Source organism: Lentibacter algarum (assembly GCF_018860975.1).
GTDB lineage: Bacteria > Pseudomonadota > Alphaproteobacteria > Rhodobacterales > Rhodobacteraceae > Lentibacter > Lentibacter algarum_A.
The window spans coordinates 274,765-296,199 of the sequence record NZ_JAHKQI010000003.1; the positions used below are offsets into that span (position 1 = coordinate 274,765).

The 21,435-nt window shown below is 58.0% G+C and carries 20 protein-coding genes; 5 read left to right on the forward strand and 15 right to left on the reverse strand.

All coding sequences use genetic code 11. The annotated features are described in order from the left end of the window. Positions 1-64: 64 nt before the first annotated feature. From KO498_RS04110 to ileS, 5 genes are all read right to left on the reverse strand, one after another. A complete protein-coding gene (locus KO498_RS04110) occupies positions 65-592 on the reverse strand; it encodes a YcnI family copper-binding membrane protein (RefSeq protein ID WP_215958604.1) in 528 nt (175 codons plus the stop codon). A gap of 113 nt (positions 593-705) precedes the next feature. Beyond that, positions 706-1,152 carry a DUF2946 family protein gene (locus KO498_RS04115; protein ID WP_215958605.1) on the reverse strand — a complete coding sequence of 149 codons (447 nt, stop codon included), beginning with the start codon at positions 1,150-1,152 and terminating at the stop codon, positions 706-708. A gap of 27 nt (positions 1,153-1,179) precedes the next feature. Then, positions 1,180-1,623: a methylated-DNA--[protein]-cysteine S-methyltransferase gene (locus KO498_RS04120; RefSeq protein WP_252731253.1), complete on the reverse strand. Its 444-nt coding sequence runs from the start codon at positions 1,621-1,623 to the stop codon at positions 1,180-1,182. Positions 1,624-1,631: 8 nt separating this feature from the next. Continuing rightward, positions 1,632-2,468 carry a DMT family transporter gene (locus KO498_RS04125; RefSeq protein ID WP_215958607.1) on the reverse strand — a complete coding sequence of 279 codons (837 nt, stop codon included), beginning with the start codon at positions 2,466-2,468 and terminating at the stop codon, positions 1,632-1,634. Between the two features lie 25 nt (positions 2,469-2,493). Further along, positions 2,494-5,406: an isoleucine--tRNA ligase gene (ileS, locus tag KO498_RS04130; RefSeq protein ID WP_215958608.1), complete on the reverse strand. Its 2,913-nt coding sequence runs from the start codon at positions 5,404-5,406 to the stop codon at positions 2,494-2,496. Positions 5,407-5,632: 226 nt separating this feature from the next. Here ileS and KO498_RS04135 point away from each other — a divergent pair, with 226 nt between their 5' ends. Beyond that, positions 5,633-6,037, forward strand: coding sequence for a group III truncated hemoglobin (locus KO498_RS04135; RefSeq protein ID WP_215958609.1), 405 nt, complete (start codon positions 5,633-5,635; stop codon positions 6,035-6,037). Here KO498_RS04135 and KO498_RS04140 read toward each other — a convergent pair. From KO498_RS04140 to KO498_RS04155, 4 genes are all read right to left on the reverse strand, one after another. Continuing rightward, complete coding sequence (locus KO498_RS04140) at positions 6,029-8,803, reverse strand: DUF2339 domain-containing protein (RefSeq protein ID WP_215958610.1); 2,775 nt, start codon at positions 8,801-8,803, stop codon at positions 6,029-6,031. The genes KO498_RS04135 and KO498_RS04140 overlap by 9 nt on opposite strands. A 70-nt stretch (positions 8,804-8,873) precedes the next feature. After that, entirely contained in the window at positions 8,874-9,881 is a 1,008-nt protein-coding gene (locus KO498_RS04145) for a YcjF family protein (RefSeq protein ID WP_215958611.1), read from the reverse strand. Positions 9,882-9,884: 3 nt separating this feature from the next. Continuing rightward, a complete protein-coding gene (locus KO498_RS04150) occupies positions 9,885-10,322 on the reverse strand; it encodes a GNAT family N-acetyltransferase (protein ID WP_215958612.1) in 438 nt (145 codons plus the stop codon). Further along, positions 10,319-11,728, reverse strand: a complete 1,410-nt coding sequence (locus tag KO498_RS04155; protein WP_215958613.1) for a YcjX family protein — start codon at positions 11,726-11,728, stop codon at positions 10,319-10,321. Before KO498_RS04155 ends, KO498_RS04150 begins: the two co-directional genes overlap by 4 nt. Positions 11,729-11,854: 126 nt before the next feature. On the opposite strand from KO498_RS04155, the gene truA reads away from it, so the two are divergent. Then, on the forward strand, positions 11,855-12,622 hold the full coding sequence (gene truA, locus KO498_RS04160; protein ID WP_215958614.1) for a tRNA pseudouridine(38-40) synthase TruA: 768 nt from the start codon (positions 11,855-11,857) through the stop codon (positions 12,620-12,622). Between the two features lie 262 nt (positions 12,623-12,884). On the opposite strand, the gene KO498_RS04165 is transcribed toward truA, so the two are convergent. Then, a complete protein-coding gene (locus KO498_RS04165; RefSeq protein ID WP_215958615.1) occupies positions 12,885-13,385 on the reverse strand; it encodes an Lrp/AsnC family transcriptional regulator in 501 nt (166 codons plus the stop codon). A gap of 173 nt (positions 13,386-13,558) precedes the next feature. Here KO498_RS04165 and trxB point away from each other — a divergent pair, with 173 nt between their 5' ends. Next, positions 13,559-14,500, forward strand: coding sequence for a thioredoxin-disulfide reductase (gene trxB, locus KO498_RS04170; RefSeq protein ID WP_215958616.1), 942 nt, complete (start codon positions 13,559-13,561; stop codon positions 14,498-14,500). 50 nt (positions 14,501-14,550) lie between these two features. Here the strand turns inward: trxB and KO498_RS04175 are convergent, their stop codons facing one another. Both KO498_RS04175 and argS read right to left on the reverse strand, forming a co-directional pair. Then, complete coding sequence (locus KO498_RS04175) at positions 14,551-15,216, reverse strand: HAD-IA family hydrolase (protein WP_215958617.1); 666 nt, start codon at positions 15,214-15,216, stop codon at positions 14,551-14,553. A 15-nt stretch (positions 15,217-15,231) separates the two neighbouring features. Next, the gene (gene argS, locus KO498_RS04180) at positions 15,232-16,977 is read right to left on the reverse strand and encodes an arginine--tRNA ligase (RefSeq protein ID WP_215958618.1); all 1,746 of its coding nucleotides are present in this window, start codon (positions 16,975-16,977) and stop codon (positions 15,232-15,234) included. 121 nt (positions 16,978-17,098) lie between these two features. Here argS and KO498_RS04185 point away from each other — a divergent pair, with 121 nt between their 5' ends. Together KO498_RS04185 and KO498_RS04190 are read left to right on the forward strand one after the other, a co-directional pair. After that, positions 17,099-18,271: a hypothetical protein gene (locus KO498_RS04185; protein ID WP_215958619.1), complete on the forward strand. Its 1,173-nt coding sequence runs from the start codon at positions 17,099-17,101 to the stop codon at positions 18,269-18,271. Positions 18,272-18,283: 12 nt separating this feature from the next. Beyond that, positions 18,284-18,736: a GNAT family N-acetyltransferase gene (locus tag KO498_RS04190; RefSeq protein WP_215958620.1), complete on the forward strand. Its 453-nt coding sequence runs from the start codon at positions 18,284-18,286 to the stop codon at positions 18,734-18,736. Between the two features lie 130 nt (positions 18,737-18,866). Here KO498_RS04190 and modC read toward each other — a convergent pair whose 3' ends face one another. From modC to modA, 3 genes are read right to left on the reverse strand one after another with little or no spacing between them, the layout of a single operon-like run. Beyond that, positions 18,867-19,946, reverse strand: a complete 1,080-nt coding sequence (gene modC / locus KO498_RS04195; RefSeq protein WP_215958621.1) for a molybdenum ABC transporter ATP-binding protein — start codon at positions 19,944-19,946, stop codon at positions 18,867-18,869. Further along, positions 19,943-20,635 carry a molybdate ABC transporter permease subunit gene (gene modB, locus KO498_RS04200; RefSeq protein WP_215958622.1) on the reverse strand — a complete coding sequence of 231 codons (693 nt, stop codon included), beginning with the start codon at positions 20,633-20,635 and terminating at the stop codon, positions 19,943-19,945. The genes modC and modB overlap by 4 nt, the downstream gene beginning before the upstream one ends. Next, positions 20,632-21,390, reverse strand: a complete 759-nt coding sequence (gene modA / locus KO498_RS04205; protein WP_215958623.1) for a molybdate ABC transporter substrate-binding protein — start codon at positions 21,388-21,390, stop codon at positions 20,632-20,634. Before modA ends, modB begins: the two co-directional genes overlap by 4 nt. Positions 21,391-21,435 lie beyond the last annotated feature (45 nt).

Below are 21,435 nucleotides of genomic sequence, written 5' to 3' on the forward strand. Positions count from 1 at the left end.
CGCCCCTGATATAGGGCGGCTCCAATCTGCTCTGCAACGAAAGCGCGAGCAAAAAGTTTAAGTCCTAGTGGTCGTGGCTATGGCTTGGCTCGGTGATCATGAGACCAGGAGCTGGCTCATCAAGATCGTGCGGATCCTGCCCCTCAGCAGGAATCTCGACCCATTTGTGCGCACCATCGGCACACTCTTGCACCACAGGGAAGTAAACAGTTTTGCCCGCCTCCAGCGTGTCCGTCAGCTTGCCGCGAAACGAGAACTGGTCAAAATGCGCATCGCTTAACGCGCCAGTCCAGATCAGCTCTTTAGGCCCCTCACTCATTGGTGTGCCGTAGTAATCGTAGGTCTTCTCATACGCACCTTTGATGATCTCGATGCTCCAACCCGCTTTTGGCACAGGCTTCACCGCGATAACCCCCTCAGGTATCTGCAACCGCACTTTCAAGGTGGCTTGGCCCTCGCATCCGTGGCCTATACCCAGCGTGCCAAGGTAAGTTGAGCCTTGTTTCGCTTCTCTGGTTTCAAAGTTCACATGCGCAAAGGCGGATGATGTCGTCACAGCCAGCGCTGCAACTGTGGTCAGAATGATCTTCATGGTAAGTCTCCAATAGACTAAGATTGTTTGTTCAGAATTCGGTGAAATGGCAGCACAAGGCCTGCTTTGAGCGCTGGCGCCCCAAGCTCAGGCTTCCTTACTGCCGAAAGATCTTAGATCGTTATTGGAGGCGCGCGCGGCTGCTGCGGCGATTTGAGAGCAACTAAAGCTGCGCGTTGGTCACTGTGTTCCAGGCGAAACACCGAAAACTCGACAGGGCTTGAAACCGCAGTAATCCACGCCTGCACCATCACCAGCGAAAGCACTACAGTGGCACAGCCGTTTTGGTCTTCGGGTTGGTGTTTGACAGGCTGGCTATCAATCACATCCCCTTCATCGGTCATCCATACTTCTGTTGGGCCATCGCTGGTGCACAGCACGAGCTTCATGCCATCAGTGGTAGCAATGCGCATAAAGCCAACCGGAATGGCTCCAGCCATGATAAGAGCGAGAAGCAGAACGCACTTTAGCAATCTCACAGGAGCGTTCTGTTTTAGCGTTTCCAAAAGCTGCATACTCCCCTCTCCCCAGCCGGAAAGAAGCAAATCCGATGTTTTCATTCAATGGTCAAATTGACGCAGACGGCCTTAAATCAACAGCCCGCCAGCGCCTTCGTGTTTGAGCAGCCAGACTTTGGTTTCAACGCCGCCTGTGCCGGAAAAGCCGCCAAGCCCTTGCGCACCGAGCACTCTGTGACAAGGGATAATCAAAGGGATCGGGTTGCCGCCGCAGGCCTGCCCTACGGCCTGCGCAGGCACGCCAAGCTTCTTGGAAATGTCGCCGTAAGTCAGCGTCTCGCCTAACGGGATCGCTGACATCACATCGCAGACAGCCCGTTGGAAATCAGAGCCACGCACATGCAAGGGCAGGTCAAACTCCGTCAGCTCGCCAGCGTAGTAAGCCGCGATCTGCTGCGCGGCTTCCTCAAGCAAGTCGCTCGTATCAACGCCGCCCTCACGCCACTCCGCCCGCACAATCGCGCCGTCCTCTTCGCGTATAGCAAAGCGCCCTGTTGGCGTGTCGAGTGTCATCTCAAGCGTCATAGCCGTGTGAGTATCACACCGCCGACAATCAAAACAGCCGCCAGTGCCTTGGAGCGGTCCATCCGGTCGCCGAAAACCAGCCAGCCAAGCAGCACTGCAAACAAGATCGAGGTTTCGCGCAACGCTGTGACCAGCGCAATCGGCGCGACTGTCATCGCCCAAACCGCGATCGCATAAGCGCCGTAACTCGCCGCAGCCGCCACAGCGCCTAACGCCCAGTCGCGCTTGCTCGCCGCCACACCCGCCTTGCCCCGCAACGCGAAAATCAGCGGCGAAAATAGCAGTGCATCAAGCGTAAACAGCCAGCCGACATACATTGCCGCATTGCCCGCTTCGCGTGCGCCAAGCCCGTCAACCAGCGAGTATCCCGCCGTCATGCAAGCCGAGCCAAGCGCAAACGGCACCAGCTTGCGGCTTTCACCACTGGCAAAGGCTCCGCGCGCCATGAGAGCAATACCAAGGCCAAGCAGCGCAATCGCCGCATATTCGACCGGCTTGATCACATCAACCAGCAACAGCGCCGAGATAAGCGTCACCATCATCGGCGCGGCACCGCGGGCAATCGGGTAAACGCGGCTCAAGTCGCCTTGCTCATAGGCAAAGGCAAGGAACAGCTTATACCCCGCATGAAACACACCAGAGGCCGCCAGCCATAGCCAGACATGCGTCTCGGGCCACGGGTGCATCATCGCAATGCAAAACCCCGCGCAGCCTTGCACAAGCGTCAGGATAAACATCGACGCAACCTTGGAAGCGCCAGTCTTGATCAGCGCATTCCAACTCGCATGCAAAAGCGCGGCGCCAAGGACGGCCAGAAAGACCGTAAAGCTCATACCGAGCCGCCCCTGGCGCTGGCGATCACCCCAACGCCTCGTTACAACGTGCACATGTTCCCGCGTGCTTATGCGTCCCAACGTCAGGCAGGATTTTCCAGCAGCGCATGCACTTCTCGCCCACGGCCATCTCGAACTCGACACCGACGTTCTCGACTTCCGGCATGCGGAAAGCCTGATCAGAGATCGGGTTGTCTGTCAGCACAAGCCCCGAGGTGATGCAGATGTCCTCAAACGGCACCGTCTTGAGCGCCTCAAGCATCTCCGCATCGCGCACATAAACAATCGGCGCCGCCTCCAGACTCGCCCCGATCACCTTGTCAGCGCGCTGCACCTCAAGTGCTGCGTTCACAACACGACGCGCACGGCGCACATGTGCCCACTTCGCCGCTAGCGGCTCATCAAGCCAGTCGGCAGGCGTGTCAGGCATGTCTTGCAAGTGCACCGAGTTGTCCTCACCCGGGTAGCGCGAGAGCCAGACATCTTCCATCGTGAAGACAAGCACGGGCGCGAGCCACGTTGTGATGCGCTCAAACAACAAGTCCATCACCGTGCGGGCCGAACGGGCGCGCAGGCTGTCGCCGTCGCAATACAATGCATCTTTGCGGATATCGAAGTAAAACGCCGAAAGCTCGACAGTGCAGAAGTTGAACACAGCCGAGAAGACGCTCTGAAAGTCAAACGCGCGGTAGCCCTTGCGCACTTGGTGATCAAGCTCTGCCAGCCGGTGCAGCACATAACGCTCAAGCTCGGGCATATCAGCAGGCTCAACCCGCTCCTCTTCCTTGAAGTGCGACAGCGCCCCAAGCATATAGCGCATGGTGTTGCGCAAACGGCGGTAGCTGTCAGCCACACCTTTCAAAATTTCCGGCCCAATGCGTTGATCAGCGGTATAGTCCGTCTGCGCCACCCAAAGCCGCAGAATGTCAGCGCCGTATTGCTTCACAACCGTCTCGGGAACGATGGTGTTACCGATAGATTTGGACATCTTCATGCCCTTCTCATCAAGCGTAAAGCCGTGCGTAACCACGTTTCTGTAAGGCGCGCGGCCCAAAGTTCCGCAGGCCTGCAAAAGCGACGAATGGAACCAACCGCGGTGCTGGTCGGTGCCTTCCATGTAGACATCGGCAATGCCGTCTGGCGCGCCATCTTCACGGTCGCGTAGAACAAAAGCGTGGGTTGAGCCAGAGTCAAACCACACATCCAGAACGTCAAACACCTGCTCCCATTCGTCGGCTTTGTAATCGTCGCCCAAGAAGCGCTCTTTGGCACCCTTAGCATACCAGCAGTCAGCGCCTTCCTCTTCAAAGGCCGCCGCAATACGGGCGTTCACCGCGTCATCGCGCAGCAAGAAACCCTCGTCTGTCGGCAACACGCCCTTGCGGGTAAAGCAGGTCAGCGGCACGCCCCAAGCGCGTTGTCGCGACAGCACCCAGTCGGGCCGCGCTTCGATCATGCTGTAAAGGCGGTTGCGCCCGGTCTGCGGCGTCCACTTCACCAGCTTGTCGATAGAGTTGAGCGCGCGTTCGCGGATGCTCTCGCCCATCTCGTCCTGCCCGTCGCCAACCTTGCGATCAACACTCGCAAACCACTGCGGCGTGTTGCGGTAGATGATCGGAGCCTTAGAGCGCCACGAATGCGGATAGCTGTGCTTGATACGCCCACGCGCAAGCAGCCCGCCAACCTCAACCAGCTTGGCCATGATCGCCGCGTTCGCATCACCTTCCCAGTCGCCCTTCTTGGCCTTGGCGCGCAGGATACGTTTGCCGCCAAAGAACGGCAGATCAGCGCGGAAGGTGCCGTCATCCATGACGTTATAGGTGAGCACTTGCTCCAGCATGCCCAAGTCGCGGTAGAGTTCGAACTCTTCCATCCCGTGGCTCGGCGCACAGTGCACAAAGCCCGTGCCCTCGGTGTCCGTGACAAAGTCGGCAGCGCGGAAATCGCGGATATCATCCCACTCGCCATTGCCGCCCTCAGCACCGTGCAGCGGGTGCTTGAGGCTGATGCCGGCAAGCTCGTCAGCGGTTACATCACGCACACGGCTCCACTGATCCTCTTCCAAGCGCGCCTTTGCGAACACGTCAGCGGCCAAGTTGTCGGCCAGCAAATACCTGTCGCCCACATCGGCCCAGCACTCGTCTGGTGTCGCAGTGACTTCATACAAGCCGTAGGCAATGCTCTCGCCATAAACCACGGCTTTGTTTGACGGCAACGTCCAAGGTGTTGTTGTCCAGATCACAACCTTTGCACCGGACAGATCACCCTCAGCGACTTCAAACTTCACCCAGACGGTGTGGCTCTCCTTGTCGTGATACTCAACCTCGGCCTCAGCCAAAGCGGTCTCCTCGACAGGCGACCACATCACAGGCTTGCTGCCCTGATACAAAGTGCCGTTCATCAGGAACTTCATGAACTCTTCGGCGATCACCCGCTCGGCATGAAAATTCATTGTCAGGTAGGGGTCTTCCCAGTTGCCCGTGATGCCCAGCCGCTTGAACTCGTCGCGCTGCACGTCAACCCAGCCCTCGGCAAACTTGCGGCATTCCTGACGGAAATCAACGATATCAACATCGTCCTTGTCGCGGCCCTTCTCGCGGTATTGCTCCTCGATCTTCCACTCGATCGGCAGCCCGTGACAGTCCCAACCCGGCACATAGCGCGCATCATAGCCCATCATCTGGTGCGAGCGCACAATCATGTCCTTGATCGTCTTGTTCAGCGCGTGACCAATGTGCAAATGCCCGTTCGCATAGGGCGGCCCGTCATGCAGGATAAACGGCTCGCGACCCTCCTGCTTGCGCAGGCTGTGGTAGATATCAAGCTTCGCCCAGCGCTCAAGCCACTCTGGCTCGCGTTTGGGCAGCCCCGCCCGCATAGGGAAGTCTGTGACTGGCAGGTTCAACGTGTCTTTGTATTCAGGCGTATCGGCGCACATGTGAGGCGTCCTTCGGATCAGGTTCTAGAATGTGGTGAAGCGGTGCAGCGCAGGTTCGCATGCGCTTTTTCCCGGCAGCTCGTCTGTTCAGAGTGCCGGGCATATAATTCGAATAATGATCGCGAATATGCGTGTCATATGGGCGTTATATGCCTCTCGCGCGCCGCCGTCCATAGCGACAATCTGACTATTGTTAAGGGCGCTCATAAGGCGCAATGTGCGGATTATGACAAACATTCCACCCCGCTTTGACATCACCTCCGAGCAGATCGACGCGGTGATGACGCAGTTTTACATGCGCATCCGCAAGCACCCTGTGCTCGGCCCGATCTTCATGGCTCGCATTGGCGACTGGCCGCGTCATGAGGCCAAGATCGGTAGCTTCTGGAAGAAAGCGATCTTGCACGAACAAGGCTATGACGGAAACCCGATGATGGTTCACATGGGAGTCTCCGAGATGCACGCCGAGCATTTTGACCACTGGCTCGCCCTGTTTGACGAGGTGCTCAACCGCGAGTTGCCCGAAGCGGCGGCGGCGAGCTTTTCGGCCCTCGCACACCGTATCGGGCGCGGCTTGCGCCTTGGGATCGCAGACCGCGACAGGCCCGCTGGTGCTGTCCCTCTATTCTGAAGGCAGCTCCTTAGGCGCGCCGCGCTCCCATTGTTCCGTCATCAAACGGTTCACCCAGGTAAGCCCAAGCAAAGCCAGCCCAAGCCCCATAAACGAGAACACCCGTGTGAGGCCTGTCAGCCCAGACATGTCGATCAGAAACACCTTGGCAATCGTCAACGCGACAAGCCCCATAGCAATCTTGCGTAGCATCACCGAGCGGCGCGAGAAGGCCAGCATCAGCATAAGCCCTGCGCCGACAAGCATCGCCACGGTGTAAGCATAAAGCTCGCCGTTGGTCACACCTGCAACGCTCAGGTCGTTGCCCCGAAAGAGCCGGCGGATTTCCAGCGCGACATAGACAGCCCCGTAAACCGAGGCCAGCGAGGCCAGCACCTTGCTGATAACACCGTCAGGCTTGGCAAACTTCCATGCCGCAAAGGCAAACATAGCCGCAACCGGAAGATAGGCCAGCAATAGGCTGTCAAGGACAGGCGGGCCAATAACCTTGTCGTTGAAAAAGCCGAAAAGCGGGTTCAATATCGTCGCCTGTGCGATCAGTGCAAGGCCTGCCATGAAGGCAAACAATGCCATCAAGACGAGCCTGAGTATGCGGTGCAAGCGCAACGTCGTGCCACGCATCCGGTGCAACTGCGCCAGCAAAGCCGCGCCCCAAAGTGTCGCCAGCAGGCCCATGCCCCAGTGACTGAACAAATCGTCATCAAGCCAATGCGACAGCAACGCGATGATACCCGCCAGAGCAACAAGCATACCCGCCGCCTCGATACCGAGCTTGAGCGAGAGCTTTTCGCCGCCGCTGAGCAACGCATAAGCCGCACCCAAAATGAGGAGCACACCACCGTAGGCGAGCAGAACTTCCGGCACAGAGGCCCGTTCGATGGCCCAGTAAATACCGGGGTCGGCGATCAGGCGATACGTGATCACGGCAAGGCCCAACTGCGCAAACCATGCAAGCGCCGGAAGCTCGATGCGTCGCCCCAGCACAACAATGCCCAGCACCATAGCTGCCAAGGCCAGCGAGAGCGCGGTTTTGCTCAGAATGATGAATAGCGCCAGCGCTACCAGCGTCATCGCAGCCAAGGCAAACAGCCCCGCATTTTGCTTGGCTTTGTCACCGCCTGCGGCGACAGTGCGCTCTGTTAAAAAGGTCATAAACGCCGCCAAAGCGATCGCCGTGAGCGCCCAAGGGTAGTTGCCGATCACGTCACGCGCCGGCCATGTGAATTCAAGAATAAAAAACGCCAGTGGTGCGGTCACCGCACTTACCAAGGCCCAAATCTGAGGCTCATAGGGGCGCGCGTTGCCCTCAAATGTCGCGGCGCGCATCCGCCAGAACGCGACCAGTGACAGCAATGCCGCGAAACCAAGCAGCACCCAGTAAGCAAAGCCGCTCGGAGACATCCCCGCTTCGACCTGCGCCTCGCTCAGCACCCTCAACTGCTCTACAGAAAGCCAGCCTTTCGGGCCCAAGACCAGCAGCGCGACAACAAAGCCTACAAGCGGCGGAAAGGCATGATCAAACAGGGCCGGAGCCCGTGCCATCCACAGCATCGCTCCCGCAGAGAGAAAGACCAATGTGCCATACCCGAGCCACTCTTCCGCCGTCGAACTGGCCCCCAACGTGACGGCCAAAGCGGCCAGACTGGCAAAGAGCATAGCCCCCGCTGAAAGCCGGGTTGGGAACTCGGGGAAGGTGCCGCGAAAAAAGTCGCTGACGGCCGCGCCGCCCTGAGTTGGCACCAAGCTACGTTGCGGAATGATCACGGCAGCAAGCGCCACAGCTAAAGTCGAGCCAAGAAAATGCAACGTGCCCGTCCCGTCGCTGAACAGCAGACAAATTGCCGCAAAGCCAAGCACAAGCCCCAACACCGAAACCCAAGCCCAGCGCTTTATGGTGTCGATGCCAAGCGCCATGACAGCGATCAGCGCGAAGTAGTAATAAAGCACATTCGGAGCCCCCGCTCCCGTGCTCAGTGTGAAGGGCGCAACCATCGCTCCGATGACGCCGATCGCAGCCAAAAGCGGCCCGTAAAACCAGCCCAGAACCATGGCAAAAACCGAAACGACCACCAGCCCGAAAAGCGCCGTATTGGTGCCGACAAGGCCATAAAGAAGCTTGGCCGAAAGCACGCCCGCAAACAGCACGACAATGCCCGCACCAGAAAGTGTTGACGGTAGGTAGCGCGTTGAGCCTTCAGTTTCGTCACCAAAACGGCGGCGCAACACTTCGCCCGCGGCAATGAGAGCCGCACCAAACCCGAGCGCCGCCATGACCCGCCAAAACGGGCTGAGCACACCGTGCTCGATGCCGTATTGCACCATGAAAACACCGGCCAAAGCCAGTGATGCGGCTGCAACCGCCAGCACCCAGTTTTCTCGCATCCACTTGCCGAAACGTTCAAACTGACTGGCCCCCAAAACAAAGGCTTCCGGGGGTTCGGGCGCACGGCTCGCCTTTGGAGCAGCATCTTGCGCGCTCGCGGCAATAGGCTGCGCTTTAGGGGCCTTTTGGGCCTTTGGCGGCGGAGTAACTGCCGGGATTTCCGGCTTGGAGGCGGCTTTGGCAGTTGGCGGTTTGGCCTTAGCAGCCTTGGCTTTCGGCGCCTGTTCGGTTGCGGCCTCCCTCACGCGCTTACTCAACGCATAGTGTTCTTTTTCAAGCCTCGAGAGGCGGGCTTTCAACCCGGCAATGGCAATCAGCGCGTAAGGAACGCCGATCACAATCAGCAGCCCGAAAAGCACTGCAATCAAAACAAGCTCGTCCATAAAATCATCCGTTCAAATACGTTTGGGATAGCGTATGGCTTGTGGCTTCGCTCTACAAGTCAGCAATACCTTACCCGCTTTTGGAGCCGAACAAGCCTTTGAGCGCGCGACCAACCAGTGACGTGACCGCCGGGCGTGGTTCGGTGGAAAACGCCATAGGGCGGCACACTTCGATAGCCGCAACGCCGACGCGCGCAGTCAACGCCCCGTTGATAACGCCTTCCCCAAAACGGCGCGAAAGTTTGCCAAGCACGCCGCCGCCCGCAAGGCTTCCGAGCATGTCGTCACCAACAGCAACGGCTCCCGTGGCGACAAGATGCGTCATCACCGCCTTGACCAACCGCCAGTTTCCCAGTGCACCGGCCCGCCCGCCATAAACCTCTGCGATGGCGCGGATCATTCGGGTGTTGGCCGTCAGAGCGGCAATCACATCGGCAAAGGCCAATGGCACAATCGCCGTAACAGTCGCAACTTGCCGCGCGGCGGCTTCAACCTTTTGCACAGCCAAGGCGTCTAGCGGCGCCATAAGCTCGCGCTCACCCAGCGACAGCAAAGTATCTGCGTCAACAGCCTCTCCTGCGCGCTCTTCATACCGCGCCAGCGCCCATGTCATCTCGTCGCGGCTGGCATAGAGCTTGGTCAATTGCCGCATCGCGGCAAGAGCCTGCGGTAACTCGCCAGTCGCCAGCGCTTGTTCCGCCGCCAGCTTCACTCCGTCCAGCCGCCGTAAACGGGCAAACGCCGCCAGCTCGCGCAGGGCCATAAACAAGAGCACCAACAGCAAGGCCACAATCAGTGCCGTAACGAAGTAACCAAGCACAGGCGCACGGGCGATAAGGCCAAAGGCAAAGTCCCACGCAGCCACAGAGACAGCCGCCACAAGCAGCGCGCCAAGCAGTGAAAAGAACCAGCGCATCAGCCTTGAAGGCTTGCGCGCACCGAGCGTGATCGCAGCCTGCATCGCCGCACCTTGAGGGGCAGCAAGCTCGGGCACAGGAGCAGCCTCCGCAGGAGTCAGTTGCGGGGTTTCATCGAGTTCGATCAGCACAGGCTTTCTGCTAACTGGTTTCTTGCTCATGCTTTAGCCTTCCTTTTGCCAAACAAGCCGCACGTCGGGCAGCTTTTCGTCTGTTGTTGTGCCGTCCGATTTTTCGGTGCAAACAAACCCTTGCCGCCGATAAAACGCCAAAGCAGCTGTGTTCGCTTGAAACGTCCAGAGCTCAAGCCGCCCACACATGGCCTGCGCGTTTCGGATCAAGCTATATCCGACACCCTTGCCCCGCGCGCTCTGGTTAACATAGAGCGCATTTATCTCGGGGCCGTTGCGAGCGATGAAGCCGCAGACAGCCCCCTGAAGCTCGGCGACCTGCACCCAACCGCGAGTGATCATTGTGTCTGCATGGCTAATGTCTTCGGCCCGACTGTGCAGCTTGGGCAACCAGTCTGTGGCTTCGGTGAACTCTGACAAGATGCCCCCGACAGTGCCCGCATCAAGCGGCGTGGCCTGACGCAACATCATAGCTTGTCACCCAGCAAGAACTCGGCGGCACGATCAAGCCTGATGTGCGGCGGCCCGTCACCGGGCTTAAGATCAAGCACCGCAGGCGCGAACTCCATTGTCTGATAGTCGGCATCAAGCCAGACCTGCGCGCGCTCACGAGCTGGCACCAAGAGCTTTGCAGGGTCACTCGGCAACTCGCCCGCATAAAACGCCGCCTGCTTTCCTGTGCTCAGCAAGCTGCCCTTAACGCAAGGCAACTTACTGCCTTCGTGGCTCAACGTGTCTTCGACGGTGGCGCGCAAACTGGCCAGCGCCAGCGCTCGCGTGTCGGCCCCTGCGAATCCGGCCTTATCAGACGCACCTCGCACCATAGCCTCGACAATGGCTGTGAGTTTGGCGTGCTCGGTGTGGTGCAAATGGTCTGCCTTGGTTGCGGCAAAGAGTATCTTTTCAACGCGTTTACCGAGGAACAGTTTGCTCAAAAACGCATTCTGGCCGGGCTTGAAAGCACTCAGGATGTCACCCATCGCGTTTCTCATATCCTCGACCGCAGCAGGGCCTTTGTGAATTGCGCCAAGCGCGTCAAGCAACACAACCTGCCTGTCGATCTTGGAAAAGTGATCCCGAAAGAACGGCGTCACGACCCGTGATTTGTACGCCTCATAACGGCGCTCCATCTCGCGAATAAGCGAACGGCGGCCCGCAGCTTCGGCGGGCTGCAACGGCGCAAACGTCAGCACAGGCGAGCCGGCCAACTCACCAGGCAACAAAAAACGCCCGGGTGAGCAGTCGTAATAGCCCGCATCACGGGCCTTTGTGAGGTAGTTGGTAAACGCGTCCGCCAAGGCCTTCGCCACCGGCTCACTCAGCTTGTCAGCACCTTGGGTGTTTGCCGCGCGCTCAAGGTATGCCGCGGCCTCTTCGCGCTCTGCGATGCGCTCGAAGACCTCGGCCGACCACTCGGCATAGCTTTTGTCCATCAGACCCAAATCAAGCAGCCACTCGCCGGGGTAGTCGACAATGTCGATATGCACAGTGCGCGCGCCTTGGAAACCGGCGAGCAAGCCAGACGGCTTCACCCGCAAAGACAAGCGCAACTCGCTGATCGCACGAGTAGAATTGGGCCAGTGCGGCGTTGGGCCAGTGAGCGCGGCAAGGTGCTCCTCAAAGGCAAAGCGCGGCACGGTGTCGTCAGGCTGCGGCTGCAAAAACGCCGCCTCGATGCGCGGTGACGCCGCAAGGCCCTGCATACGGCCACGGTCCATCAGATTGGCGACAAGCGAGGTGATGAACACCGTCTTGCCCGCCCGCGCAAGGCCGGTGACACCAAGTCTGATAACGGGCTCAAAGAACACCTCTGACACCGTGTCTGTGACGTTCTCGACTTGCCGTGTGATACTGTCTGCGATGGCGGATATAACCAAGCCGCTGCCCCCGATGTTTGCATTGTTGTGCCTAAGATAGTCACCAAAGCCAGCGCCCGCCAGTGGGGAACCTTCTCGGCCGTTTCCCCGCTTGCCTGAACCCTGAGCGCAGGCTATGCAGCGCCCATGCCCAGATATGCTCTCAAAGTTGAATACCACGGCGCGCCTTTTGTTGGCTGGCAAAAGCAACAAGGGCTCGCCTCTGTGCAAGGCGCGATCGAAGCTGCCTTGGGCAAACTTGAGAAACGTGAACACAATATTGCCGCCGCTGGCCGCACAGATGCCGGCGTGCACGCCATGGCGCAAGTCTGTCATTGCGACATGGATGCAGAATGGACGCCCTTTCGCCTATCTGAAGCACTCAACTTTCACCTCAAACCACTGCCGGTAGCAATTGTCGGCGCGGCGCGGGTCGATGACGACTGGCACGCGCGCTTTTCGGCGCTTTCCCGGCGCTACCATTTTCGTATGCTCGCACGACGTGCACCGCCTACGCATGATGTCGGTCTGGTTTGGCACGTGAAAAGCCCGATAGACATCGAAGCAATGCGCGCGGGGGCTGAATATTTGCTTGGCCACCATGATTTCACAACTTTCCGCTCAACCATCTGCCAAGCCAAAAGCCCGATGAAAACGTTAGATGAACTGACGATCAGTGAACATGAAGTCGCTGCCGGACACGAGTATCACTTCAACCTCAGCGCTCGTTCGTTCCTGCATAACCAAGTGCGTTCAATTGTCGGAACATTAGAGCGAGTCGGAGCTCGCTCGTGGGAGCCCGCGCAGGTAAAGGCCGCCTTGGAAGCCCAAAGCCGCGCAGCTTGTGGGCCTGTTTGCTCTCCGGACGGGCTCTATCTGGCTGGCGTTGAATATCCTGAGGATCCGTTTGCGTAGAACGAAAATCGAATTTGCTGCGCAAATCCGACCAATTGGGGGCTAGCCCCCAAACCCCCAGGATACTTTCCCCAAGAAAAAGGGGCGCCTTAAAGACACCCCTAAAAGAAATACATTCTTTTCCTTGGGCGGTCATCGGCGTCCCCGCCTGTACCGCTCCTGTAGATTTGCATGAAGTGGTTAAGAAACTCTTTTCTTGGTCCAAATATCCTCGGGGTGAATGCCGAAGGCAGAGGGGCGCGAGCGCCCCTGTTGCTACCTTTCAGGAATCGCGCGCAAGGCGCTCCTCAAGCACTTCGAAAGGCACACCCGGCTCATCCTTGGCACCGCGGATAACCAACGACGTTTTGACACTGGCCACGTTGTCGGCTGATGTCAGGTGTTCGGTCAGAAAGCTTTGAAATGTCGACAAATCAGGTGCCACACATTTGAGCACAAAGTCGACTTCTCCATTGAGCATATGACATTCACGCACCAATGGCCACGCATTGCACCGCGCTTCAAAGGCTGACAAATCAACTTCGGCCTGACTAACCAAGCCGACCATCGCAAAGACTTGCACCTCAAAGCCAAGTTCGCGCGGATCAACTTCCGCATGATAGCCACGTATAAAACCGGATTCTTCCAGTGTGCGCACGCGACGCAGGCAAGGCGGCGCTGAAATGCCAACACGTTTTGCCAGCTCAACATTGGTCATCCGCCCGTCTGCCTGAAGTTCAGCCAGAATTTTGCGGTCAATCTCATCGAGGCGGTTGATGGGCATTTGCTGCTCCTAGAGTGCATAAGTTCCTCTGAGCTATGGAACAGACGCAAGATTATTACAAGAGCGCGCAACATATTTAAACATTCATCAAATCGTCGTGTTGGGGTTTTATCCTTACCCGCGCGAGGATATATCGCAAAACGAAGTAACATTGCTGCATAATGGGGGCCAATATGGCTGAGACACGTCACACAAAAGTTCTGATCATCGGCTCCGGCCCTGCGGGCTATACCGCTGCCGTTTACGCCAGCCGAGCCATGCTTGAGCCGCTGCTTGTGCAAGGCCTTGAGCCAGGTGGCCAGCTTACAACCACGACCGATGTCGAGAACTACCCCGGTTTTACCGAGGTGCAAGGCCCTGATCTGATGATCAAGATGGAAGAGCACGCTAAAGCGATGGGCACCGAGATCATTGGCGATATCATCACCAGTCTTGACGTTTCAGAGCGGCCCTTCAAAGCCCAAGGCGACAGTGGCACAGTCTACACTTGCGACGCGGTTATCCTCGCCACAGGCGCGCGGGCCAAGTGGCTTGGCCTTGAAACCGAAGAGAAGTTCAAAGGCTTCGGTGTCTCGGCATGCGCCACATGCGACGGCTTCTTTTACCGTGGCCAAGAGATCGTTGTTGTTGGCGGAGGCAACACAGCCGTCGAGGAAGCGCTCTTCCTCACCAATTTCGCCAGCAAAGTCACGCTGGTTCACCGCCGTGACGAGCTGCGCGCCGAGAAAATCCTTATTGACCGCCTTGAGAAGAACCCCAAGATCACGCCGCTCTGGTTCCATGAAGTTGATGAAATCTACGGCACTGACATGCCCCTCGGCGTTGAAGGCGTTAAGGTGAAACACACCAAAACCGGCGAGATTACCGATATCCCCGCCAAGGGCATCTTCATCGCCATCGGCCACGCTCCGGCAAACGAGCTGGTCAAAGACACGCTTGAAACGCACATGGGCGGCTATGTTGTCACCAAGCCAGACAGCACCGAAACATCCATCCCCGGTGTCTTCGCAGCAGGCGATCTGACCGATCATAAATACCGCCAAGCCGTGACATCGGCTGGCATGGGCTGCATGGCCGCGTTGGAGGCCGAGCGCTTCCTGGCCGAGCAAGACTAACCAAAAACCTGCTTTCCTTTGGCGTGGACACCTCGCCAAAGGAGCCGTGCTTATCGCTGGCCCAGTGCCGCAACCAAAGCCGGAAGCTCTGCAAAATCACTAAACTTGCCAGCAAACGTCAACTCTCCCTCAGGCAGTTTGCAATAGCCCTCGGTGAAGAACAAAAACGGCAGAGCAGCCCGCCGCGCTGTCTCTTCATCAACCTCGCTGTCACCAACAAACACCGCTCCCTCGCCAAGCTTTGCCGCCTCAAGCAGCATCTTCGGGTGCGGCTTGCGTTCCTCAAAACTGTCGCCGCCAATCACAAGGTCAAAAAAGCCCGTCAAACCAAAGTGCTTCAGGTTTTCGCGCGCTGCTCCTAACGGCTTGTTGGTGCATACACCTAAGGGGTGTCCCTTTGCTTTCAAGACGTCCAAAGCACTCATAACATTCGGATAAATCACAGAGTATGTGCCGCCTGACGCCGTGTAACCTGCCAAAACCCGCTCAGCCAACGCCGCCTCACCTGCCGCCTCAACACCGCGCGCCTGACACGCCAGATGCACCAAATGTGCCAGCCCCAGCCCAACAAACCCCGTGACCTCGGCCAGTGAAAAAACCGCATGGCCCTCGGCAGCAAACACGTCATTCACCGCGGCTGCAATTTCGGGTGCCGTGTCCAAAAGTGTGCCGTCCAGATCAAAAATCACCGGTCGCACCGGTCGCTCCGGTCGCATTGCCAAGCCTCCAGCCTACATCTTCGCCGGAACCTCAATCCCGAGCAGCCCCAAGCCCAACTCAAGCTGCGCCTTAGCCGCCGCTAAAAGCCCCAAATGCGAGGCCGCGACAGCCGGATCAATACCCTCGGCCAACACGCGGTTTGACTGGTAAAACGAATTTGTCGCATTGGCGAGGTTGTAGACATGTAGAGCCATATTGCTTGGCTTGCGCGTCTCTACAGAGCGTTCAAGCTTGGCTGGAAACTCATCCATCACCAGCACCAACGCCCGCGCATTGTCACTCACCTGATCAAATGCTCCCGCCTCAAGCCCAGCCGCCTTCGCGTTGTCCATCAAGGACGCAATCCGCACGCAAGTGTACTGGATATACGGCCCAGTTTTGCCTTCAAACTGCAAAAACTGATCCATATCAAAGATATAGTTGCTCTCTCGGTCATGTGACAACTCCCCGAACTTGATCGCCGCAATGGCGATTTGCTCAGCAGTTTCTTCACGCAGTGAAGCGTCAATCTTGTCCATCTCGTCAAGCCGCATACGCGCCGCCGCGTGCATCTCTTCCATCAAATCATGCAGGCGCATCACGCCGCCTTCGCGGGTCTTGAATGGCTTGCCGTCCGTGCCGTTCACCGTGCCAAAGGCTGTATGCTCAAGCACAGCGCGCCCGTTCAGCCCCGTCTGCTTAGCCGCTAAAAACACCTGCTGAAAGTGCATCTTCTGGCGCGCATCCACCACATAGAGAATAAACTCGGGATCATCGGTTTCTACACGGTCTACGATCGTCGCCAGATCTGTCGCGCCGTAGCCATAGCCGCCCTTGGAATTGCGCAGCATCAAAGGCGGCAGTTTCTTGCCCTCCTTGAGGTGCACAACAATCGCGCCTTCCGAAAGCTCCGCCTCGCCGCTGTCTTCCAGCTTGCTGACAATCGGCCCGAGCATATCCTGATAGCGACTCTCGCCGTAAAAATACGTGAACTCACAGCCAAGCCGCCCATAGTCGCGGCGCAGGCTGGCCTTGCTCACCGCAACAATCCGCTCCCAAAGGGCCAAATACCGCGCATCACCGGCCTGCAAAGCCTGCGTCGCATTTCGCGCACGATCGCGGAAATCATCGTCCTCTTTCGAGCGGCCCGAGGCAATCGGATACCACTCTTGCAGGTTCTCCATTGTCAGCTCGTCGCCGTCGCCACCATCAAGCAGGTCAGGCCGCATTTCTTCAATCTGGGTGATGAGTTGCCCAAGCTGCAAACCCCAGTCACCAAGGTGCACATCGCTGACAACATCGTGCCCTGCAAACTTCAACATGTTGATCAAACCATGCCCGACAATCGCCGAACGCAAGTGTCCCACGTGCATTTCTTTCGCAAGGTTCGGCCCGCCGTAATCAACCATGATCTTGCGCGCATCAACCTTGCCAGCCAGCGAACGCGCGTCAGCAACACTTGCCGCAACCAAGCCAACCAGCGCCGCATCAGTCGCCCGAAAGTTCAAGAAACCCGGTTTCACAACCTCGGCCTCAAACAACCCGTCAAGCTCAAGCGCCTCAAGCACCGCGCCGCCAGCTTCCATCGGGTTCATCTTGCGCGACTTGGCAACACCCATCAAACCGTTGCACTGAAAATCCGCAATGTCAGGGCGGTCAGACACCCGCACGCCGCCAAACTTGGCCTCATAGCCCACGGCTTCGAACGCGGCCAAAACCTTGTCCTGCAATGTGTCAATCAACGTCTGGGTCACAGGGTTCGTTTCTGTGCTTGTCATGGGTGCATCCCGCTTTGGCCTAAAATCTGGTATAAAAGTCGCGCTTTCATAGGCCGAAATGCCAGCAATGAAAACAGCAAAGCCTTTCCTTGCGCCGCGATAATCTGCTATCGCCAAGAGCATGACAGATGATCTCAACATCACCAATGGCGCAGGCCGTTCTGCGAACGTCGAGTTCGTCTCGGCCTACCCCAACCGCCGGTTGCGTGCCGAAGATGCTTATGCCGCCTTCACCGGCGATGTGCTGTCAAACCTGCTGGCTCACAGCGGCTGGAGCGTGACCCGTGAATACTACGTCAACGACGCAGGCCCACAGGCCGACGCACTGGCGCGCGGTGTCTTTGCTTGCCTCACCGAGCCGGCCGGTTTTCTCTCGGGCCATGAGGAAAGCGAAACCGCCGCCATCGCCGAGGCCCTGCGCCCGACGCTTGATAGGCACCTCCTGCAAGCCGATGAAAACACATGGCTCCCCGCCATCCGCAAAGCCGCCACAGACACAGCCCTCGCCACGATCATATCCGATCTCGCCGCGCTCAACATCCGCCATGACACGTTCATAACCGATGCCGAAGTCGCCGCAGAGGCCCGCCTGCCTACGCTGCTGAAAAGTTTCGCCGCAACAGGTGCTTTGCTTGACGCCAACGAGGCTCCGCTCGCTCAAGCTCCGGCAAGGCCCGAAGCACGCTTGTTCCTCAACACGCTGCCCTTGGCTGACTTGCGCAACCGCCCTCTCACCGGAGCCGAGGGCCGTTATACCTACTTCGCCTATGACCTCGCCTATCATCAGCACAAGATCGAGCGTGACTATGAACTGCTCTTCGTGGTCTTTCGCAAAGACTACGGAAGTTACGGCCCCGGCCTCGCGGCTGGTGTATCTCTGCTGAGCGAGCACAAGTCTGCCCTGCAAAGCTGCTTGCTTGATCACGTCATCGCCCCGCCCCTAACCGAGCTGCTCGCCTACTACGGCGCGCATAACCTGCGCCGCCTGTTCTTGCAGCATCCCTCCGGCACCCCGCTTGAAATCTCTTGCGACGCCAATGCGCTGGAGCAGTTGCAAGCCGCCGAAGCCAATCACCTTGCTGCACTCGCCTTGCCGCAAGCCCCCGCGCCCGAGGCGCTGCTCGCAGGATACTCCGCAGCCGTTGAGGCCAGCCTCACAAGCAAGTCAGCCGTGCCGCTCTTGCTCTATACCGACAGCCTCGCTGCTGCTCTCATCGCGGCCGGAGCCGCCTCTGATCTGGCCTGTGCACAACTCACCCAATGCCGTGCGCTCTTGGGCCTGCACACCGCGTAAGGACCTTACTACATGACCAACCTCACAATCCGCCCCGTCAAAGCCTCTGACCGTGCGGCATGGGCCGACCTCTGGACCGCCTATCTCGACTATTATGAAACCAGCGTCGCTGATGAGGTCTACGACATCAGCTTCGCGCGCCTGCTCTCGGGTGAAGACAACGAATTCCAAGGCCTCATCGCCGAGCTTGACGGCGTGCCCGTTGGCCTCACGCATTTTCTGTATCATCGTCACATGTGGACAGCCGCAAACACCTGCTACCTGCAAGACCTCTACGTCGCGCCCGAAACCCGCGGCACAGGCGCAGGCCGCGCTCTCATTGAGGCCGTGCATGCCCAAGCGGCCGCCGACGAGATCACAACAGTCTATTGGATGACACAGGACTTTAACGAAACGGCTCGCAAACTTTACGACCGCGTCGCAACCCTGACACCCTTCATCAAATACAATAAGCCCATCGGCTGAGCGCCAGGGCCCGCACCGTACGCCGCATTAAGTTAATTTCTGTTAACCCGCCGCGCAAAACTGTCAGCACGCATTATGCACTGCGGTATGCACGGGTTGTGACTCGCCCTGTTAAGCCTAAATCGCCCTGTTAACCAATATCTTCGCGGGCGATCGACACGGTTTTGATCACGGCAAAACAGCTCTGCCCGACTTGCAAATCAAGCCTTTCCAGCGACCGCCGTGTAATTCGCGCATGCAGCTCTCCGGCGGCGGTTTCCAGCGTCACAATCGCGCCAGGGCCTCCACCTTGACGCAAGCTAACAACTTGACTTTCAACAATATTCAACGCCGATAGCCCCTCAGGGCGCGTCTTGGAAAGAATCACATCCTGCGCCGCGACCCGCACCCTGAGCTGACTGCCAACTGGCTGGTTCACCTGCGGCAAGATCAAGACTTGCCCACCCGCATCCAGCTCGCTCAGCCCGTCGTCAGAATGTTTGCTCACAACCGCTTGCAACAGGCTCGCAACCCCGCGCACCCCGTCAGGCACCAATGCCGGATCCGCCAGCACTTCCGCCGCGCTTCCCTGCCCCAAAATTCGCCCGTCGCCCATAGAAACAACGGTATTCGCAAGGCGCGCGGCCTCGGAAACCGAATGCGTCACATAGACAACCGGAAGGCTTTTCTCGTCACGCAACCGTTCGAAATACGGCAGCAACTCCGCTTTGCGTGCCGCGTCCAAAGCCGCCAAAGGCTCGTCCGCCAGCAGCATGTCCGGCTTGCTCAACAACGCCCTCCCAAGCGCCACGCGCTGCTTTTCTCCGCCTGACAGCTTCACAGGGCGCCTTTTCAGCAAATGCCCGATGCCCAGCATTTCGATCACTTGCCGTTTCTCGGCCTCGCTCGGCTTGTTAACCGCAAAGTAAGATCCGTAGTTCAAGTTCTTCTCAACGCTCAAGTGAGGAAACAAACGCGCATCTTGAAACATATACCCAAGCCCGCGCTTGTGTGTTGGCACATTAACTTTGGCTTGGCTGTCAAAAACCACTCGCTCGCCAAGCTGAATACGCCCCGCATCTGGTGTCACCAGCCCGGCAATCGCGCCCAAAAGCGTTGATTTCCCCGAACCGGACGCGCCAAACAGCACAGTAATCCCGTCAGGAAGTTCCAGTGTCGAGTTCAGAGTAAACCCCTGAAATTGCTTAGTTATACTAACTGAAAGGTTCATTCTCCCGAGGCCTTTCGGTTCATCCTTTGCGCCAAAATTTCCGATGCAACAAGCGCACCAGTAGCGACGACAACCGCGATTAACACCAGGCTTAACGCCGAACTTTCCCCGCCCGGAACCTGCAGGAATGCATAGACAGCCGAGGGTAAAGTCTGCGTCTCACCGGGGATGTTGGAAACAAATGTAATCGTCGCCCCGAACTCCCCCATCGCCTTTGCAAAACCAAGCACCGCTCCGGCCAGAATTCCGGGCAAGGCGAGTGGCAAAGTGACTGTCGCAAAGGCCCAGACTCTCGATGCACCAAGCGTCGCAGCCGCCTCCTCCAATGCCGGATCAACCGCCTCGATCGACAATCTGATTGCCCGAACCATAAGTGGAAACGCCATGATCGCCGCAGCCAAAACCGCCCCCGTCCAGCGAAACGCTATCGACAGGCCGATGGCCTCCAAGGCAACGCCCAAAGGCCCTTGTGTGCCAAACAAAACCAGCAACAAATACCCCGTCACAACCGGCGGCATAACCAAAGGTAAATGGACCAGAATGTTAAGCGCTTGCCGCCCGTAAAACACCCAACGCGCCAATGCGTAAGCCGTAAAAATTGCGACAGGCAAGCTTAGCGCGGTGGCCCAGAAGGCGACTTTGAGAGACAGCAAAACCGCCTGCCACTCTTGAGGACCAAGCCAGCTCACTTCACTAGCCCCAATGTCTCAAAGCCCTGTTCAGAAAAGGTTTTTCTCGCTTCACTGCTCTGCAAGAACTCCAAATATTCAGCCGCCGCCGCGCTTGCGTCAGGCATAAGGCTTGCCGGATAGATGATCGCAGGCTCACCTCTTCGAGCAAACTCCCATCGCTGAAATACCCGTGGTTCTGCTCGCGCATCACTCTGATAAACGATGCCAAAATCAGCCTCCCTGCGAGCGACCAAAGCAAGGGCCGCGCGGACGTTATCACTCTGCACAACGCGTGGCTTCAAAGCGTTCCAAATGCCCAAAGTCTGCAATGTTTGTTTGCCGTAGATCCCCGCAGGCACGGCCTCAACCAAGCCCATCGCAATGCGACCTTGCGTGCCAACCAAAGCGGCAGGCGGCAGTAAAGGCCCGTCTTCGGCCGCGATCAAAACAAGCCTGTTGCTGAGCAAGTTAACACGGCTGTTCAGTCGAATGTTGCCTTGCTTTTCAAGCACATCCATCCAGTCAGTGTTCGCCGAAATGAACACATCTGCCGGCGCACCCTGTCCGATCTGACGGGCCAGAACCGACGATCCGGCATAGACTAAACGCAGCTTGTGTCCGGTGCCAGTTTCAAACTCATCGCGCAAGGTATCCAGCACGGTCTTAAGGCTCGCAGCAGCAAAAACCGTCACCTGCTCAGCCCGCAAGCCTGCCCCCCAAAACAGGGCGCAGGCCAAGAGCATCGTTATTATCACATGGCCAATTCGGCGCATTACTCTCGCCCCCTGACGCAAGATCACTCGCCACAATGTGCCAGA

Coding starts and splice junctions, on each gene's coding strand:
- KO498_RS04110 (WP_215958604.1), bottom strand. CDS start 592: ATGAAGATCATTCTGACCACAGTTGCAGCGCTGGCTGTGACGACATCA.
- KO498_RS04115 (WP_215958605.1), bottom strand. CDS start 1,152: ATGAAAACATCGGATTTGCTTCTTTCCGGCTGGGGAGAGGGGAGTATG.
- KO498_RS04120 (WP_252731253.1), bottom strand. CDS start 1,623: ATGACACTCGACACGCCAACAGGGCGCTTTGCTATACGCGAAGAGGAC.
- KO498_RS04125 (WP_215958607.1), bottom strand. CDS start 2,468: ATGAGCTTTACGGTCTTTCTGGCCGTCCTTGGCGCCGCGCTTTTGCAT.
- ileS (WP_215958608.1), bottom strand. CDS start 5,406: ATGTGCGCCGATACGCCTGAATACAAAGACACGTTGAACCTGCCAGTC.
- KO498_RS04135 (WP_215958609.1), top strand. CDS start 5,633: ATGACAAACATTCCACCCCGCTTTGACATCACCTCCGAGCAGATCGAC.
- KO498_RS04140 (WP_215958610.1), bottom strand. CDS start 8,803: ATGGACGAGCTTGTTTTGATTGCAGTGCTTTTCGGGCTGCTGATTGTG.
- KO498_RS04145 (WP_215958611.1), bottom strand. CDS start 9,881: ATGAGCAAGAAACCAGTTAGCAGAAAGCCTGTGCTGATCGAACTCGAT.
- KO498_RS04150 (WP_215958612.1), bottom strand. CDS start 10,322: ATGATGTTGCGTCAGGCCACGCCGCTTGATGCGGGCACTGTCGGGGGC.
- truA (WP_215958614.1), top strand. CDS start 11,855: ATGCCCAGATATGCTCTCAAAGTTGAATACCACGGCGCGCCTTTTGTT.
- KO498_RS04165 (WP_215958615.1), bottom strand. CDS start 13,385: ATGCCCATCAACCGCCTCGATGAGATTGACCGCAAAATTCTGGCTGAA.
- trxB (WP_215958616.1), top strand. CDS start 13,559: ATGGCTGAGACACGTCACACAAAAGTTCTGATCATCGGCTCCGGCCCT.
- KO498_RS04175 (WP_215958617.1), bottom strand. CDS start 15,216: ATGCGACCGGAGCGACCGGTGCGACCGGTGATTTTTGATCTGGACGGC.
- argS (WP_215958618.1), bottom strand. CDS start 16,977: ATGACAAGCACAGAAACGAACCCTGTGACCCAGACGTTGATTGACACA.
- KO498_RS04185 (WP_215958619.1), top strand. CDS start 17,099: ATGACAGATGATCTCAACATCACCAATGGCGCAGGCCGTTCTGCGAAC.
- KO498_RS04190 (WP_215958620.1), top strand. CDS start 18,284: ATGACCAACCTCACAATCCGCCCCGTCAAAGCCTCTGACCGTGCGGCA.
- modC (WP_215958621.1), bottom strand. CDS start 19,946: ATGAACCTTTCAGTTAGTATAACTAAGCAATTTCAGGGGTTTACTCTG.
- modA (WP_215958623.1), bottom strand. CDS start 21,390: ATGCGCCGAATTGGCCATGTGATAATAACGATGCTCTTGGCCTGCGCC.